The 15,629-nt window shown below is 70.7% G+C and carries 19 protein-coding genes; 6 read left to right on the forward strand and 13 right to left on the reverse strand.

Features of this window, described 5'->3' with window-relative positions; translation table 11 throughout:
• The first annotated feature begins 261 nt into the window (after positions 1-261).
• The 3 genes from ACILRF_RS08770 to queG all read left to right on the forward strand — a co-directional run bounded on the left by ACILRF_RS08770 (position 262) and on the right by queG (position 3,820).
• Entirely contained in the window at positions 262-1,884 is a 1,623-nt protein-coding gene (locus ACILRF_RS08770; protein ID WP_395671956.1) for an OFA family MFS transporter, read from the forward strand.
• A gap of 102 nt (positions 1,885-1,986) precedes the next feature.
• Positions 1,987-2,673 (forward strand): glutathione S-transferase family protein, encoded by a 687-nt coding sequence (locus tag ACILRF_RS08775; RefSeq protein ID WP_395671958.1) that lies wholly within the window; start codon positions 1,987-1,989, stop codon positions 2,671-2,673.
• A complete protein-coding gene (queG, locus tag ACILRF_RS08780; RefSeq protein ID WP_395671960.1) occupies positions 2,654-3,820 on the forward strand; it encodes a tRNA epoxyqueuosine(34) reductase QueG in 1,167 nt (388 codons plus the stop codon). The genes ACILRF_RS08775 and queG overlap by 20 nt, the downstream gene beginning before the upstream one ends.
• Here queG and rfbC read toward each other — a convergent pair.
• Positions 3,792-4,346: a dTDP-4-dehydrorhamnose 3,5-epimerase gene (gene rfbC, locus ACILRF_RS08785; RefSeq protein ID WP_395671962.1), complete on the reverse strand. Its 555-nt coding sequence runs from the start codon at positions 4,344-4,346 to the stop codon at positions 3,792-3,794. The genes queG and rfbC overlap by 29 nt on opposite strands.
• A 35-nt stretch (positions 4,347-4,381) precedes the next feature.
• Between rfbC and ACILRF_RS08790 the strand changes: the two genes are divergently transcribed.
• The gene (locus ACILRF_RS08790; RefSeq protein ID WP_395671964.1) at positions 4,382-5,416 is read left to right on the forward strand and encodes a glycosyltransferase family 2 protein; all 1,035 of its coding nucleotides are present in this window, start codon (positions 4,382-4,384) and stop codon (positions 5,414-5,416) included.
• On the opposite strand, the gene argE is transcribed toward ACILRF_RS08790, so the two are convergent.
• Genes argE through nth form a run of 8 tightly spaced genes read right to left on the reverse strand, consistent with a single transcriptional unit; the run spans position 5,382 to position 11,408 of the window.
• On the reverse strand, positions 5,382-6,542 hold the full coding sequence (argE, locus tag ACILRF_RS08795) for an acetylornithine deacetylase (RefSeq protein ID WP_395671966.1): 1,161 nt from the start codon (positions 6,540-6,542) through the stop codon (positions 5,382-5,384). The two genes, ACILRF_RS08790 and argE, sit on opposite strands and share 35 nt — an antisense overlap.
• A gap of 32 nt (positions 6,543-6,574) precedes the next feature.
• Positions 6,575-6,895: a phosphoribosyl-ATP diphosphatase gene (locus tag ACILRF_RS08800; protein ID WP_395671968.1), complete on the reverse strand. Its 321-nt coding sequence runs from the start codon at positions 6,893-6,895 to the stop codon at positions 6,575-6,577.
• Entirely contained in the window at positions 6,892-7,662 is a 771-nt protein-coding gene (gene hisF / locus ACILRF_RS08805; RefSeq protein WP_395671970.1) for an imidazole glycerol phosphate synthase subunit HisF, read from the reverse strand. The genes ACILRF_RS08800 and hisF overlap by 4 nt, the downstream gene beginning before the upstream one ends.
• On the reverse strand, positions 7,662-8,384 hold the full coding sequence (gene hisA / locus ACILRF_RS08810; RefSeq protein WP_395671972.1) for a 1-(5-phosphoribosyl)-5-[(5-phosphoribosylamino)methylideneamino]imidazole-4-carboxamide isomerase: 723 nt from the start codon (positions 8,382-8,384) through the stop codon (positions 7,662-7,664). Before hisA ends, hisF begins: the two co-directional genes overlap by 1 nt.
• On the reverse strand, positions 8,381-9,019 hold the full coding sequence (gene hisH / locus ACILRF_RS08815) for an imidazole glycerol phosphate synthase subunit HisH (protein ID WP_395671974.1): 639 nt from the start codon (positions 9,017-9,019) through the stop codon (positions 8,381-8,383). The genes hisA and hisH overlap by 4 nt, the downstream gene beginning before the upstream one ends.
• Positions 9,020-9,038: 19 nt before the next feature.
• Positions 9,039-9,629 carry an imidazoleglycerol-phosphate dehydratase HisB gene (hisB, locus tag ACILRF_RS08820; protein ID WP_395671976.1) on the reverse strand — a complete coding sequence of 197 codons (591 nt, stop codon included), beginning with the start codon at positions 9,627-9,629 and terminating at the stop codon, positions 9,039-9,041.
• A gap of 3 nt (positions 9,630-9,632) precedes the next feature.
• The gene (locus ACILRF_RS08825; RefSeq protein ID WP_395671978.1) at positions 9,633-10,622 is read right to left on the reverse strand and encodes an adenosine kinase; all 990 of its coding nucleotides are present in this window, start codon (positions 10,620-10,622) and stop codon (positions 9,633-9,635) included.
• 57 nt (positions 10,623-10,679) lie between these two features.
• On the reverse strand, positions 10,680-11,408 hold the full coding sequence (nth, locus tag ACILRF_RS08830; RefSeq protein WP_395671980.1) for an endonuclease III: 729 nt from the start codon (positions 11,406-11,408) through the stop codon (positions 10,680-10,682).
• A 36-nt stretch (positions 11,409-11,444) separates the two neighbouring features.
• On the opposite strand from nth, the gene ACILRF_RS08835 reads away from it, so the two are divergent.
• The gene (locus ACILRF_RS08835; protein ID WP_395671982.1) at positions 11,445-11,918 is read left to right on the forward strand and encodes a DUF2244 domain-containing protein; all 474 of its coding nucleotides are present in this window, start codon (positions 11,445-11,447) and stop codon (positions 11,916-11,918) included.
• On the opposite strand, the gene ACILRF_RS08840 is transcribed toward ACILRF_RS08835, so the two are convergent.
• Genes ACILRF_RS08840 through hslV form a run of 4 tightly spaced genes read right to left on the reverse strand, consistent with a single transcriptional unit; the run spans position 11,915 to position 15,423 of the window.
• The gene (locus tag ACILRF_RS08840; protein WP_395671984.1) at positions 11,915-12,679 is read right to left on the reverse strand and encodes a M48 family metallopeptidase; all 765 of its coding nucleotides are present in this window, start codon (positions 12,677-12,679) and stop codon (positions 11,915-11,917) included. The genes ACILRF_RS08835 and ACILRF_RS08840 overlap by 4 nt on opposite strands.
• Before the next feature lie 2 nt (positions 12,680-12,681).
• The gene (hslU, locus tag ACILRF_RS08845; protein WP_395671986.1) at positions 12,682-13,980 is read right to left on the reverse strand and encodes an ATP-dependent protease ATPase subunit HslU; all 1,299 of its coding nucleotides are present in this window, start codon (positions 13,978-13,980) and stop codon (positions 12,682-12,684) included.
• Positions 13,981-13,985: 5 nt separating this feature from the next.
• A complete protein-coding gene (locus ACILRF_RS08850; protein WP_395671988.1) occupies positions 13,986-14,822 on the reverse strand; it encodes a DUF4440 domain-containing protein in 837 nt (278 codons plus the stop codon).
• Between the two features lie 4 nt (positions 14,823-14,826).
• Entirely contained in the window at positions 14,827-15,423 is a 597-nt protein-coding gene (gene hslV, locus ACILRF_RS08855) for an ATP-dependent protease subunit HslV (protein WP_395671990.1), read from the reverse strand.
• Positions 15,424-15,435: 12 nt separating this feature from the next.
• Here hslV and ACILRF_RS08860 point away from each other — a divergent pair.
• On the forward strand, positions 15,436-15,629 hold a 194-nt coding region (locus ACILRF_RS08860), incomplete at its 3' end, for a ThiF family adenylyltransferase (RefSeq protein WP_395671993.1).

Genomic DNA, 15,629 nt, shown 5'->3' on the forward strand with positions numbered 1-15,629 from the left:
AGGAGCATGCGCGCGAGACCGGCTCGCCCCTCGCTCGCGAACTGCTGCTCGACTGGGACCGGGCGCTGGAGCGCTTCCACCAGGTGTGTCCCAAGGAGATGGTCGGCCGCCTCGACCACGCGCTCGAGGCCGAGGAGGCGGTGCACCTGCGGGCGTGACGCATCCTTCTCCCGCTGGGGAGAAGGAAGGCCCCGGTAACGCCGGTCGAAAACGCGTGCTAAGCAGACTCCAAAGCCCGCGAAGTCGGGGGGAGGAGAGGCCATGGGAACGACGCTGGCGGGCGGCTGGCTGGATCGGTCGCGGACCGTCGCCGGGCCCGGCTTCAATCGCTGGCTGCTGCCGCCCTGCGCCCTGGCCATTCATCTGTGCATCGGCATGGCCTACGGCTTCTCGGTGTTCTGGCTGCCGCTGTCGCGCGCCGTCGGCGTCTCCGAGCCGGCCGTCTGCGAGAACCTCACGCTCCTGACGGCCCTGACGACCACGACCTGCGACTGGCGGGTCAGCGACCTCGTCTGGACCTATTCGATCTTCTTCGTGGTGCTCGGAGCCGCGGCCGCGATATGGGGCGGTTGGCTGGAGCGCGCCGGGCCCCGCAAGGCCGGCGTCGTCGCCGCCTGTTGCTGGTGCGGCGGCATCGCCATCGGCGCGGTGGGCGTGGCGCTCCACCAGCTCTGGCTGCTGTGGCTCGGCGTCGGGCTGATCGGCGGGATCGGGCTGGGGCTCGGCTACATCTCGCCCGTCTCGACCCTGATCAAGTGGTTCCCGGACAGGCGGGGCATGGCCACCGGCATGGCGATCATGGGCTTCGGCGGCGGGGCGATGATCGGCAGTCCGCTCGCCGACCGGCTGATGAAGCATTTCGCCGACGCCTCCGGGGTGGGCGTCTGGCAGACCTTCCTCGTCCTGGCGGCCGGCTACTTCGTCTTCATGCTCGCCGGCGCCTTCGGCTATCGGGTGCCGCCCGACGGCTGGAGCCCCGCGGGATGGACCGCGCCGGCCGCCAAGCCGGCGATCAGCCGGTTCAACGTCCATCTGAAGGACGCGCACAAGACGCCGCAATTCTGGCTGATCTGGACCGTCCTGCTCCTCAACGTCACCGCCTCGATCGGCATCATCGGGGTCGCCTCGCCGATGCTGCAGGAGGTGTTCGGCGGCCGCCTGATCGACCAGCCGACCGTCGCCTTCGTCGATTTCGACGACGCCCAGAAAGCCGCGGCCGCGGCGGTCGGCGCCGGCTTCGTCGGGGTGATCAGCCTGTTCAACATTCTCGGCCGCTTCATCTGGGCCTCCTCATCCGACCGCCTCGGCCGCAAGCCGACCTATGCGGTGATGACGGCCTTCGGCGCCCTGCTCTACGGCCTCGCCGCGCCGGCCCTCGTCGGCGGCTCGACCGGGCTCTTCATCCTGGTGTTCTGCGTCCTCGCCTCGATGTACGGCGGCGGCTTCGCCACCGTGCCGGCCTATCTCGCCGACACCTTCGGGACGCGCTTCGTGGGCGCCATCCACGGCCGCCTGCTGACCGCCTGGTCCACCGCCGGCCTGTTCGGGCCGTACATCGTCGCCGGCATGCGCGAGGCTCGGATCGAGGCGGGCGTGCCGCACGATCAGATCTACCAGCCGATCTACTGGACCCTGGCCGGCATGCTGGTCCTCGCCTTCCTGCTCAACCTGCTGATCCGGCCGGTAGACCCGCGCTTCCACATGGCGGCCGAGGCCGAGACGGCAATGGAGCTCGAGGCCACGGCGCTGGCCGGCCCCGCCACCCCGGCACCGGCGGCGGGCGGCTTCGGTCCCATGGCCCTGCTGGCCTGGGCGGCGGTCTGCCTGCCGATCGGCTGGGGCGTCTATCAGACCCTGGCCAAGGCGGCGGTGCTCCTAAAGTAGGGTTCGCGGAACCGGCAGAGTAAACGCCCCCTTAAGGGGTCCGAGGGCACTCAAGCCGAAGACGATTCGACGGGATCGTCCCTTCCTTCGCGTCAGCCGGACATGAGCGTCGAACGCACCCTGCACCATTTCCCGCTCGACCCCGCCTCGCGGCAGGTCCGCCTGGCGCTGGGCGAGAAGCGGCTGCCGTTTGCGGATATCCAGGTCCGCTACTGGGAGCGGCCCAAGGAGCTGGGTCTGCTCAACCCCTCCGGACTGGTGCCGGTGCTGGTCGAGACGAGGGGTAGCGACCGGCTCGTGCTCTGCGAGGCCCGCGCCATCCTCGACCACCTGGAAGAGGCCGCGCCGGAGCCGGCGCTGCTCGGCCGCACGCCGGCCGACCGCGCCGAAGCCCGCCGCCTGATCCAATGGTTCGACCGCAAGTTCGAATTCGAGGCCGGCGGCTTCATCCTGCATGAGAAGATGGAGAAGCGCCTGCTCGGTCTCGGCGCGCCGGAACTCGGCGCCCTGCGGCAGGGGCGCGAGGGCGTGCGGACCCACCTGCACTACATCGACGGCCTTTTGCAGGCCCGCGACTGGCTCGCCGGAGAGCGGCTGTCGCTGGCCGATTTCGCCGCCGCCGCGCACCTGTCCGTCATCGACTATTTCGGCGACGTGCCCTGGAGCGACTTCCCCGCCGTGAAGACCTGGTACATGAAGCTGAAATCCCGGCCGTGTTTCCGGCCCCTGCTTCTGGACCGCTGGCCGGGCCTCACGCCCGCCAGGCACTATGACGATCTCGACTTCTAGCCCTGAAGACCTGATCCGCGCCGAGGCCCTGGCCCTCGGCTTCGACCTCTGCCGCTTCACAGACCTCGACGACGCCTGGCCGGCCGCCGCGCGCCTGGCCGAGTTCATCGACGCCGGCCGTCACGGCGAAATGACCTGGATGGCCGACACCGCCGCGCGCCGCCGCCACCCGCGCGCCATGTGGGGGGACGCCAAGTCGGCCATCGTGCTGGGGGTCAACTACGGCCCCGATACCGATCCGCGCGCGGCCCTGGCCGACCCCACCCGCGCGGCGATCAGCGTCTACGCTCAGGGCGACGACTACCACGAGCTGATCAAGTCCCGCCTGAAGGCTCTGGCCCGTTGGCTCCAGCCGCGGTTCGGGGGCGAGGTGAAGGTGTTCGTCGACACCGCGCCCCTGCTGGAAAAGCCGCTGGCCGAGCGGGCGGGGGCGGGTTGGCAGGGCCGCCACACCAACCTCGTCAGCCGCGAGCTCGGCTCATGGTTCTTCCTGGGCTCGATCCTGACGACGCTCGAGCTGAGGCCGGATCCCCCCGAGGCGGTGCACTGCGGTTCATGCTCGGCCTGCCTGCAGGTCTGCCCGACCGAAGCCTTCCCGGCCCCCTTCCAGCTCGACGCCCGACGCTGCATCTCCTACCTGACCATCGAGCTGAAGGGCCCGATCCCGACAGAGTTCCGGGCGGCGCTGGGCAACCGCATCTACGGCTGCGACGACTGCCTGGCGGTCTGTCCCTGGAACAAGTTCGCCCAGGTCGCCAAGGAACAGAAGCTTGCGGCGCGTGAGGCGCTGCGCGCGCCCTCGCTGGCCGAGCTCGCCGCCCTCGACGATGCCAGTTTCCGCAGCCTGTTCTCCAAGAGCCCCGTCAAGCGCATCGGCCGCGACCGGTTTATCCGCAACGTCCTCTACGCCATCGGCAACTCCGGGGACCGGGCGCTGGCGGGGGCGGCGCGGGGACTGCTGTTAGACCCCGCGCCGGTGGTGCGCGGCGCGGCCGTCTGGGCGCTGTCTCGGCTGCTGCCGGCCGAGGCGTTCGCGGCGTTACGGGTGGAGCATCAGGCCGAGCCGGATCCGGACGTAAGAGCGGAGTGGGGCCGGGAATCTCCGCGGGATCTGGGGGCTAAAATTGAGCCGCCGGCATCTCCCTGAGCCGCGGCAGGATTTCGTCCTTGGCCGACAGCACCGGCTCGCCGTCCAGCGGCCAGGCGATGCCGACCTCCGGGTCGTTCCAGATCACCCCGCCTTCGTTGGCCGGCGAATAGAGGCCGTCGACCTTGTAGGCGAGCTCGGTATCGTCGGTCAGGGTGCAGTAGCCGTGGGCGAAGCCGCGCGGCACGAACAGCTGTTCGCCCACCTCGGCCGTTAGGGTCGCGCCGGCCCACTGGCCGTAAGTTCCGGAGCCCGGCCGCACGTCGACCGCCACGTCGAAGATCGCCCCGCGGAGCACGCGGACCAGCTTGGCCTGGGCGTGCGGCGCGGTCTGGAAGTGCAGACCGCGGACCGTGCCCTTCTTGGCGCTGAAGGCCTGGTTGTCCTGCACGAAATCGACCTCGAGGCCCGCCTCCAGCATCGCCCGGCGGCTCCAGGTCTCGGAGAACCAGCCGCGCGCATCGCCATGGCGCTTGGGCGTGATAAGCAGGAGGTCGGGCAGGGCGAGCGGCGTGATCGCGGTCATGGCGCCTTGAGGCTTGTTGGGAACACCGTCACCGCATGGACGAGGCCGCGCCGGAAGACAAGACGCCGCTCCTGACGGTGTGCGTCATCGCCTACAACTCCGGCCCGATGCTGCGCCGCTGCCTGGAGAGCCTGGCCGCGCAGAGCTTCCGCGAATTCGAAACCTTGGTCATCGACAACGCCTCGCCCGACCCGGCCGACGCGCAGGTCGCCGGCGACTTTGCGGTTAGGCTGGTGCGCAACGCCGAGAATCTCGGCTTCGCCGGCGCCGGCAATCAGGGGGCGCGGCTGGCGTGTGGCCGCTGGTACGTGCTGCTCAACCCCGACGCCGTCGCCCGGTCGGACTGGCTGGCCGAGCTGGTCGCGGCGGCCGGGCGGCATCCCGGCGTGCGCAGCTTCACCTCGCGCCAGCTGATGGCCGAGGACCCCAGCCTGCTCGACGGCCTCGGCGACGTGATGAGCGGCTATGGCATCCCCTATCGGGGCGGATTTCTGACCCCCGATCCGGGCGACACGCCGGAGGGCGAGGTGTTCTCGCCCTGCGGGGCGGCGATGATGATCGACCGCGCGCTGTTCCTTGAGACAGGCGGCTTCGACGAGCAGTTCTTCTGTTACGGCGAGGACGTCGACCTCGGCTATCGGCTGCAGCTGGCGGGAGAGCCGACGATCCTCGCGCCAAGGGCCGTGATCCACCACGTCGGCTCGGCCACCAGCGGCGGGCGGCGCTCGGAGTTCGCCGTGTTCCACGGTGTGCGCAACCGCTTCTGGGTGGTCGCCAAGGATACGCCCGGGCCCCTGCTGCCGCTGGTCGTTCCGCTGCACCTGGCGGCGGTGGTCTATATCGCCTTGCGCAAGGCCAACCGCGATCAACTCGGCACGGTCTGGCGGGCTTTCCTCGCGGCCTGTCTGGGACTGCCGCAGGTCCTGCGCACACGGGCGGGCGTCCAGCGGGCTCGCCGGGCATCGACCCTCGACATCGCCCGGGCCTTGACCTGGGACCCGCGGGACCTGACTGGCCGCCGCCCGGTCGTGCGGCCTATTCGCCCGTCCAGTCGATCAGCCGGCGCATGAACGCCGCGCCGCGCTCGAGCTGAGCCCGCTCCAGATATTCGTCCGGCTGATGGGCCTGAGCGATGGACCCCGGGCCGCAGATCACCGTCGAGAAGCCGCCCTGCTGGAACTGACCGGCCTCCGCGGCGAAGGACACCACCCGCGCCGCACCGTTGTCGCCGGCCAGGCGTCGGGCGAAGGCCTCGGCCGCGCCGCCCGGCTCCGGCGCGAAGGCCGGGACGTTCGTGCGCCGTGTGACCGTCACCCCGGCCTCCGGCGCCCGCGCCTTGAGCGCTGCGTCCATCCGGGCCGCCGCGTCATGGAACGGGGCCAGCACCGCGTCAGGGTCGACGCCCGGGGGACAGCGCAGGTCGAAGGTGAAACCGCACTCGCGCGCGATGATGTTGTGCGCCGTGCCGCCGTTCACGAGACCGATGGTCAAGGTCGCGCCCTTCGGCGTGAAAGGCGAGGCCGGGTCGACCTCCCTCTCCAGCCGTTCCGACAGGTCGCACAGCACGTTCATCAGCCGCGCCGCCGCCATGACCGCCGAGACGCCCTGCTGGGTCTGGCTGGAGTGGGCCTCGCGGCCGGTGACGGTGACCCGGAAGGTGCCGATCGACTTGTGGCCGGTCACGGCCTGCATCTCGGTCGGCTCGCCCACGACCACCAGGGACGGGGCTGGCAGCTCCCGGCGGATGGTCGCGATCAGGTCCGGCGCGCCAAGGCAGCCGACCTCCTCATCGTAGGAGAAGGCCAGATGCACTGGCCGCTTGCCGCCGGCCAGCTCCGGCGCGGCGGCCAGCGCCAAGGCCAGGAACCCCTTCATGTCGCAAGCTCCGCGGCCATAGATCCGGCCGTCCCGTTCGGTCAGCCGGAACGGATCGGTCGTCCAAGGCTGGCCATCCACCGGCACGACGTCGGTATGGCCGGACAAGACGACGCCGCCTTCGACGTTCGGCCCCAGCGTCGCCAGCAGGCTGGCCTTCGTGCCGTCCGCGTTCGGCACGCGCCGGTGCGCCGCGCCGAGCTTGTCGAGATAGGTCTCGACCCATTCGATGAGGGCGAGGTTGGAGTCGCGCGAGGTCGTGTCGAAGCCGACCAGCGTCTCGAGGATCGAAAAGGCGTCGGCGGTCAGGTCGCGAGACATGCCGACAGGCTTACCGCCTGCGGGCGCCCGGGTCAGCCCCGGCCGGCCTTTTCGGCCAGGCCGGACGTACCCTCGCGGGCCTCCAGCTTCGCCGCGACATCGTCGAGACGGACGCCGGCGGCGGCCAGGACGACCAGCCAGTGGTAGATCAGGTCGGCGCTTTCCGCGGCCAGCGCGGCCGTGTCGCCCTGGGCGGCGGCGATAACGGTTTCCACCGCCTCCTCGCCGAGCTTCTTGGCGGCCCGCGCCGGATCAGCGAGCAACTGCGCGGTGTAGGAACTCGATGGCTCGGCGCCCTTGCGGGCCTCGATGGTCGCGGCCAGGCGGGCCAGGGCGTCCGCGAAGCGGCTCATGCAGCGATCCCCGTGGTTCGGGCCGGCAGTCCGGCGGAGCGCAGCGCCTGCTGGACCTCGCCCACCGAAACCTCGCCGAAGTGGAAGATGGAGGCGGCCAGCACGGCGTCGGCGCCGCCGACCTTCACCGCATCGACCATGTGCGCCGCATTGCCTGCGCCGCCGGAAGCGATCACCGGCACGTTCACAGCCGAAGTGACGGCTTTGAGCAGGTCGAGGTCATAGCCGATCTTGGCCCCGTCGCGGTCCATGGAGGTCAGCAGGAGCTCGCCCGCCCCGTGCTTCACGGCGTCCACCGCGTAGTCGACCACATCGAGGCCGGTGTCTTCACGGCCGCCCATGATGAACACCCGCCAGCGACCCCCGACCCGTTTCGCGTCGATGGCCACCACCGTGGCTTGCGAGCCGAAGGCGTCGGCGCAGCCGGCGATCAGGCTCCGGTCCTTCACGGCGGCGGTGTTGACGCTGATCTTGTCGGCGCCGGCCAGCAGCAGCTTGCGGGCGTCGGCGACCTGCCGGATGCCGCCGCCCACCGACAGCGGCATGAAGCAGACGTCGGCCGTGCGGGCGACGACGTCGTAGATGGTGTCGCGGTTCTCGTGGCTGGCGGTGATGTCGAGGAACATCAGCTCGTCGGCCCCCGCGGCGTCGTAGGCGCGCGCCTGTTCCACCGGATCGCCGGCGTCGCGCAGGGACACGAACTGCACGCCCTTCACCACGCGGCCGTCCTTGACGTCCAGGCAGGGGATGACGCGCACGTTCAGCATCAGCCGGCGGCCTTCAGGGCTTCGTCGGCGGTGATGGCGCCGTTGTAGAGCGCTCGGCCCAGCACCGCGCCGGCCACCGGCACGCCCTTACGGGCCTTCAGGTTGACGATGTCCGCCACCGACGCGAGGCCGCCGGCGGCGATCACCGGGATCGCCACTGCATCGGCGATCTCGCCGAACGCCTCGACGTTGAAGCCCATCACCGTGCCGTCGCGGTCGATGTCGGTGACAATGAGGGCGCCGACGCCGGCGTCCTCGAAGCGGCGGGCGACGGTAATGGCGTCGAGGTCGCTGTCCTCAGTCCAGCCCTGGACGGCGACCTTGCCCTTGCGGACGTCGACACTGACGGCGATCTGCTCGGGCCACTCGCGGGCCGCCTGCTTGACGATCTCAGGCTCGCGCACCGCGACGGTGCCGAGGATGACGCGGCTGACGCCGGCCTCGATCCATCCCTCGATGTCGGCCATCGAGCGGATGCCGCCGCCGAGCTGCACCGGGATCGAGACCGCGCCCAGGATCTGCTCCACCGCCGCGGCGTTCACCGCCTGGCCCGAAACCGCGCCGTTCAGGTCAACGACGTGGATCCAGTGGAACCCGCCGTCGGCCCAGGCGCGGGCCTGGTCGGCGGGGCTATTGTTGAACACCGTCGCGGTGTCGAGATCGCCGTGCAGCACGCGGACGCACTGGCCGTTCTTCAGGTCGATGGCGGGATAGAGGATCAAGGGCGCCACTCCAGAAAACGGGCGAGCAGGTTGAGGCCGGAGGCTTGCGACTTCTCCGGGTGGAATTGGACGCCCGCCATGTTGCCGCGCGCAACGGCGGCGGGGAAGCGGCCGCCATGATCCACCGTCGCGGCCACGTCGGCCGGATCTTCTGGGAAGAAGGCGAAGGAGTGGGTGAAGTAGACCGCCTGGCCCCTCGCCAGCCCGGCCAGCACCGGGTTGTCGCCGACCTGCACGAGGCCGTTCCAGCCCATGTGCGGCACCTTGGCGGCCGGATCGGCGGGCGACAGGCGCCGGACCTCGCCGGGGATCCAGCCGAGGCCGGCGGTCTCACCGAACTCCAGGCCCTTCGAAGCCATCAGCTGCATGCCGACGCAGACACCGAGGAACGGCGCGCCGCGACCCTGAACCGCTTCGTTCATCGCCTCGACCAGGCCAGGCCGGGCCTGCAGCGCCGCCATGCACGACGCGAAGGCGCCGACCCCGGGCAGCACGACCCGGTCGGCGCGCGCGACCGCGTCCGGATCGCCGGTCACGACGATCTCGCTCTCGCCGTCCGCGGCGCGGACGAGGGCCTTCTCGGCCGAGCGCAGGTTGCCCGACCCGTAGTCGATCAGGGCGACGGTCTGACTCACGCGGTGGATCCTATGGGCCTCAGAGCACGCCTTTGGTGGAGGGCGCCTGGCCGAGGGTCTTCGGGTCCAGCTCCACCGCCTGGCGCAGCGCCCGGGCCAGGGCCTTGAAGCCGCTCTCGGCGATGTGGTGCGAGTTGGCGCCGTAGAGCGTCTCCAGGTGCACGCAAGCGCCGAGGTTCATGGCGAAGGCGTGGTGGAACTCCTTGAACAGCTCGGTGTCCATGTCGCCGACCTTGGGCGTGCGGAACTCGGTCTTCCAGATCAGATAGGGCCGGTTCGACAAGTCGATGGCGCAGCGCGAGAGGGTCTCGTCCATCGGGATGTAGGCGTGGCCAAACCGCCGGATGCCCTTGAACCCGTCGAGCGCTTTGGCGATCGCCTGGCCCAGCACAATGCCGGTGTCCTCGACCGTGTGGTGCATGTCGATGTGCAGGTCGCCCTTGGTCTCGATGTCGACATCGATCCCGCCGTGCCGGGCGAAGCTTTCCAGCATGTGGTCGAAGAAGCCGACGCCGGTCGTCACCTTGGCGGCGCCGGTCCCGTCCAGGTCCACGCGCACGCGGATCTGGGTTTCCTTGGTGTTGCGGGTGACCTCGGCGGTGCGGCTCATCGGTCAGTATCCCTTCTGGGCGGCCAGCGACGCCAGCGAGACGGCGGGCCTTGGACCATAGTGCGAGATCACCTCGGCGGCGGCCAGCGACGCCAGCTTGCCGCATTGCTGCAGCGGACGCCCCCGCGCCAGGCCGAACATGAACCCGGCCGCGTATTGGTCGCCCGCGCCGGTCGTGTCCACGACTTTCTGGACCGGCTCGGCGGCGACGGTCAGGCGCTCGCCCTCCGACAGGATCACCGAGCCCTTCTCCGAGCGAGTGACGGCGGCCAGCTTGACCCGGGGCCGCAGGGCCTCGCAGGCCGCGTCGAAACTGTCCGTCTCGAACAGCGACATCAGCTCGGCGGCGTTGGCGAACAGCAGGTCGACCTGGTTTTCGATGAAGCCCATCAGCGCGGCGCGGTGCCGCTCGACCACGAAGCTGTCTGAGAGCGTCAGGGCGATCATCCGGCCGGACCCGTGGGCCAGGGCGGCGGCCTTGGCGAACGCCCTGCGGGCCGCCTCCGCGTCGAACAGATAGCCTTCCAGGTAGACGATCTTGGCCGCCTCGACGGTGGCGGCGTCGACGTCGCCGTCGGTGAACTCCACCGAGGCGCCCAGGAAGGTGCACATGGTCCGCTGGCCGTCCGGGGTGACGTTGATCATCGAGACCGCCGTCGACGGGCCGCCGACCAGGGGGGCGTTGTCGAACTTCGCGCCGCCGGCCCGCATGTCCTGCGCGAACAGCCGGCCCAGGTCGTCGTCGGCCACCTTGCCCATGAAGGCGCCCTTGCCGCCGAACGAGGCGAGGCCTGCAATGGTGTTGGCCGCCGAGCCGCCCGAGGCCTGGATCTCCGGCCGCATCCGCGAATAGAGGTCGCGCGACCGGGTCTGGTCGACCAGCATCATCGCGCCCTTGTCGAGGCCGTTCTCCACCAGGAAGCTCTCCGGCGCGGGGCCGATCACGTCGACGATGGCGTTGCCGATCGCGGCGACGTCGTAGAGGTCTGGCATCAATGAACTTTCGGCGGCAGGCGAGGGCCGCCGCTTAGCGGAATTTGGCCAAAAGCGCTACCGGTCGCCTGAACTCCCGAGGAACAGATGCCGGCTCGGGCACAGGTCGGCCACGAGGCATTGCTCGCATTTCGGGCGTCGCGCCACGCAGACATAGCGCCCGTGCAGGATCAGCCAATGATGGGCGCGGGTCAGCAGCGGCGCGGGGATTTTGGCCATCAGCTCGGCTTCGACCTTGTCCGGCGTCTTCGCCAGCGACAGGTTCAGCCGGTGCGAGACGCGGAACACGTGGGTGTCGACGGCGATGGCGGGCTCGACGCGCAGCTCGTTCAGCACCACCGAGGCGGTCTTTCGCCCGACGCCGGGCAGGGCCTGCAGCGCCTCCCGCTCCAGGGGGACCTCGCCGCCGTATTGCTCGACCAGGATGCGGGCCGCGGCGATCACGTTCTTGGCCTTGGTGTTGTAGAGCCCGATCGAGGAGATGAACGGCTTCAGGCCCTCTTCGCCGAGCGCCAGCATCGCCTGCGGCGTGTCCGCTGCCGCGAACAGCCTGGCCGTGGCCTTGTTCACCGAGACGTCCGTGGCCTGCGCCGACAAGGCCACGGCGACCACGAGCTCGTAGGGGCTGGCGTAGTTCAGCTCGGTGCGCGGGTCGCTCTCCTCGGCTTCGAACCGGGCGAAGATCTCGGCGATCCGCGCCTGCTCGGCGGGCGACAGGCGCGGCTTTCTGACGGGTGCTTTCGGCATGGGCGGCGCGAACATGGCGCGGGCGGCCGTCGCTGTCATCTTCCCGCCACGCCGGGGCGGCGGTATCCTCCGGCCATGGCCCGGCCGCTGTACATGGATGCGGTGATCACGCCCAACCGCTCGCTCTCCGAGCGGGGCTTCATCGTCCTTATCTCGGTGGTCACCCTGGCCAACATGGCCTCGGCGGCGGTGTTCCTGTCGATGGGGGCGGTGTTCGTGCCGCTGTTCCTCGGCATCGACCTGGCGGCGCTGGTCGTCGCCTTCCTGGTCAGTTTCCAGGCCGCCAAGACGGTCGAACGGGTCCAGGTCAGCGCGCGCGAGGTTCGCGTGGTCCGCGAGACGCCGAAGACCTCGACCGTGCTCTGGGAGAGCCCGACCGCCTTCACCCGCGTCGACCTCGAGACCGAGGCCGACCGCGCCATAGAGCTCAAGCTGGCTTTGTCCGGCCGGGAACTGCCCGTCGCCTGCGCGCTCAGCCCCCGCGAACGCGCCGAGTTCGCGCGAGCGCTCGAACGGGCGATCTGGGAAGCCCGCCGCGAGCGGATCTAGGCCGCCGCCACCGCCGCCTTCAGTTCGGTCAACCGGCGTTCGTCCGCCGGGTGGGTGGAGAGCGCCTCGAGCGGCCTTGGTCCCTCCGACCGCGCAATCATCCGCTCCCAGAAGCCGACAGCGGCGCCCGGAGCGAAACCCGCGTCGCGCATCAGTTCGACGCCGATCTTGTCGGCCTCCAGCTCATGGCGGCGGGAGTAGGGCAAAAGCACGCCCACCGTCGCGCCCAGTCCGAGCGCGCCGGCGATCTGGCCCGCCTGCTCGGCGTTCTCGCCGTTCGACAGCAGCACCTGGGCGAGGCTGACGCCAGCCTGCACCGCCAGTTCCTGGCTGACCCGCTCGGCCGGGTGACGGGCCAGAACGTGGCCGATCTCATGCCCCAGCACCGACGCGATTTCGTCATCGGAGCGGGCGAACTCGAACAGGCCGCGGAACACGCCGACCTGGCCGTTTGGCAGGACAAAGGCGTTGACGTCGGCGCCGTCCAGCACCGCGAAGCGCCAGTTCAGGTCCGTACGGCCGGAGGCCTCCGCCAGGCGCCGGCCGATGCCGGCCAGGCGGGCGTCGGCAGCCGGATCGTTCAGGGGCGGATGCTGGCGGACGACCTCGGCCCAGGTCTGGTCGGCCAGCGCCGACAGTTGGTCGTCCGGCACGAAGGCGAGCTGCCGCCGGCCGGTCTCGGTGTTCTCGCTGCACGCGGCCAGGGCCCCGGCGGCGCTCAGCGCCAGGAACGATCGGCGCGAGGCGCAGGCGCCGCACATCGCTAGAGGATGAACCGCGACAGGTCCGTGTCGGCGGCCAGGGCGCCGATCCGGGCGTTCACATAGGCGGCGTCCACCGTGACCGCCTCGCCCGTGCGGTCGGCGGCGCTGAAGCTGACCTCCTCGAGCACCTTTTCCAGCACGGTCTGCAGGCGACGGGCGCCGATGTTCTCGACCGCGCCGTTCACCGTCACCGCCGCGTCGGCCAGGGCGTCGACGGCGTCCTCGGTAAAGGTCAGCGTGACGCCCTCCGTGGCCAGCAGCGCCTGGTGTTGGCGGATCAGGTTGGCCTCGGGTTCGGTCAGGATGCGGCGGAAGTCCTCGCGGGTCAGGGCCTTCAGCTCGACGCGGATCGGCAGGCGGCCCTGCAGTTCCGGCAACAGGTCCGAGGGCTTGGCGACGTGGAAGGCGCCCGAGGCGATGAACAGGATGTGGTCGGTCTTCACCGGCCCGTATTTGGTGGCCACGGTCGTGCCCTCGATCAGCGGCAGCAGGTCGCGCTGCACCCCCTCGCGGGAGACGTCGGCGCCGGCCCGCTCGGCGCGGGCGGCGACCTTGTCGATCTCGTCGAGGAAGACGATGCCCTGGCTCTCGGCCAGTTCAAGCGCCTCCTGGGTCAGGGCCTCCTGGTCGAGCAGCTTGTCGCTCTCCTCGGCGATCAGCGGCGCCCAGGCGCCGGCCACAGTGGTCTTGTGGGTCTTGGTCCGGCCGCCGAACGCCTTGCCGAACATGTCGGAGAGGTTGAGCATCCCGGCGCCCGGTTGGCCGGGGACCTCCATCATCGGCATCGCCGGACCAGAGTCGGCGACCTGCAGCTCGACCTCCTTGTCGTCGAGCTCGCTGGCGCGGAGCTTGCGGCGGAAGCTTTCCCGGGCGGCGGTGGAGCCCGGCCCGGTCAGGGCGTCGAGGATCCGCTCCTCCGCCGCCGCCTCGGCCCGGGCCCGAACCCCGGCCCGGCGTTTCTCGCGGACCATGCCGATGGCGCTCTCGACCAGGTCGCGGACGATCTGGTCGACGTCGCGGCCGACGTAGCCCACCTCGGTGAACTTGGTGGCCTCGACCTTCAGGAAGGGCGCCTGCGCGAGCTTGGCGAGCCGGCGGGCGATCTCGGTCTTGCCGACGCCGGTCGGGCCGATCAGCAGGATGTTCTTCGGCGTCACCTCGTCGCGCAGGTCGTCCGGCACGCGCTTGCGCCGCCAGCGATTGCGCAGGGCGACAGCGACGGCCCGTTTCGCCTCGGGGTGGCCGACGATGTAGCGGTCGAGCTCGGAGACGATCTCGCGGGGGGAAAACTCGGTCATGACTCTCAGGACGTAGGGGTGGATTGCGGCGCCGGCGCGGCCAGCAGCTGGTCGAAGACGATCCGCCAGCCGTCGGCCTGACGCCGCCAGATGCGGGCGTAGAAGCCGCGTCCGCCCTCCCAGCGTCCCTCCCCGAAGGTCCAGGCGAGGTCGCCAGCCGCCGACGCCTCGCCGCCGAGCGGCGTGAAGGTCACCGTCCGGGCTCGGGTGGCGAGCTCGGCGGCCTGGTCAGCGGGGGTGTCGGCCGGCGGACGGGGCGAGCCTTGCAGGCGGGCGCGCGGCGCGAGGGCTGCGCGGTAGGCGGCAGGGAGGTCGCGTCGCGCCGCCTCGGCCAGGGCCGCTTCGGCCGCCCGCACTTCAGTGAAGGCGACGTTTCCGACGGGCGCCGGCTCGCCCGGCGGCAGCACCTCGACCGGCGCGTCGGCCGGCCGGCCCTGCGAGGCGTCGGAGGCGCCGCCGTCGTAGACCCACTTCCAGGTCCCGTCCGGCTGCTTCTTCCAGACGGTGAAATAGTTGACGCTGCGCTTGCCGTTCAGCTCCGCAGGGCCGGTGGTGAAGCCGAGGTCGCCCGACTGGGCGATGGCGGCGAGGTTCGGCCACCAGGCAAGGAGGGCGCCGCCCTCTTTCGGGGTCTTTTCCGGCGGTCGGCCGCCATAGAGTTTGCGGGCCAAGGTCGGTTCGGGCGCGAACATGATGGCGTCGTCGGCCATGAAGTCGAGGAAGCTGCGGGCGATTCCCACCTCTGCGGCGCGGGTCGCGAAGGCGCGCTCGGCGGCGATGACCGGCGCGGCGTCCTGCGCCGCGGCCGGCGAGGCCAGCAGGACGCCAGCCGCCACGGCCATCGGGCTAAAGCGATTCAACCGTGAGGTTCCCGTTCGTGTAGACGCAGATCTCGGCGGCGATCTTCATCGCCTGGCGCGCCACCGTCTCGGCGTCGAAGTCGGTGGCCATCAGCGCCCGCCCGGCCGCGAGGGCGTAGTTGCCGCCCGAGCCGATGGCGGCGACGCCGCCCTCCGGCTCCAGCACGTCGCCGGCTCCGGTGACCGTGTAGATGCCGTCCTTGTCGGCGACCAGCAGCATGGCCTCAAGCCGCCGCAGGGCCCGGTCGGTACGCCAGTCCTTGGCGAGGTCGACGCAGGCGCGGGCCAGCTGTTCGGGATACTGCTCCAGCTTGGCTTCCAGCCGCTCGATCAACGTCAGGGCGTCGGCGGTGGCGCCGGCGAAGCCCGCCAGCACCCGTCCGCCCGCCAGTCGCCGCACCTTGCGCGCGCTCGACTTGACGACCGTCTGGCCCATGGAAACCTGGCCGTCGCCGGCGATGACGGTCTGCCCATCCTTGCGCACCGCCAGGATCGTGGTCCCGTGCCAATCGGGAAAAGCCGCTGTATGGGTCGACATGGCCGTGGATGTGGCCACAGGGGGAAATGAGGTCAAGCCGCGCATGAGCTTCCAGCCATGAGCTTCACCGACGAGGAGGTCGAGCGTTACGCCCGCCACCTGGTGCTGCGCGAAGTCGGCGGGCCGGGCCAGCAGCGCCTGAAGACGGCCAGCGTCCTCATCGTCGGGGCCGGCGGCCTCGGCGCCCCGGCGGCGCTCTATCTGGCGGCCGCCGGCGTCGGCTCGGTCTTCCTGGCCGATCCCGACGTCGT

This window comes from Phenylobacterium sp., from assembly GCF_044236515.1.
Lineage (GTDB): Bacteria > Pseudomonadota > Alphaproteobacteria > Caulobacterales > Caulobacteraceae > Phenylobacterium.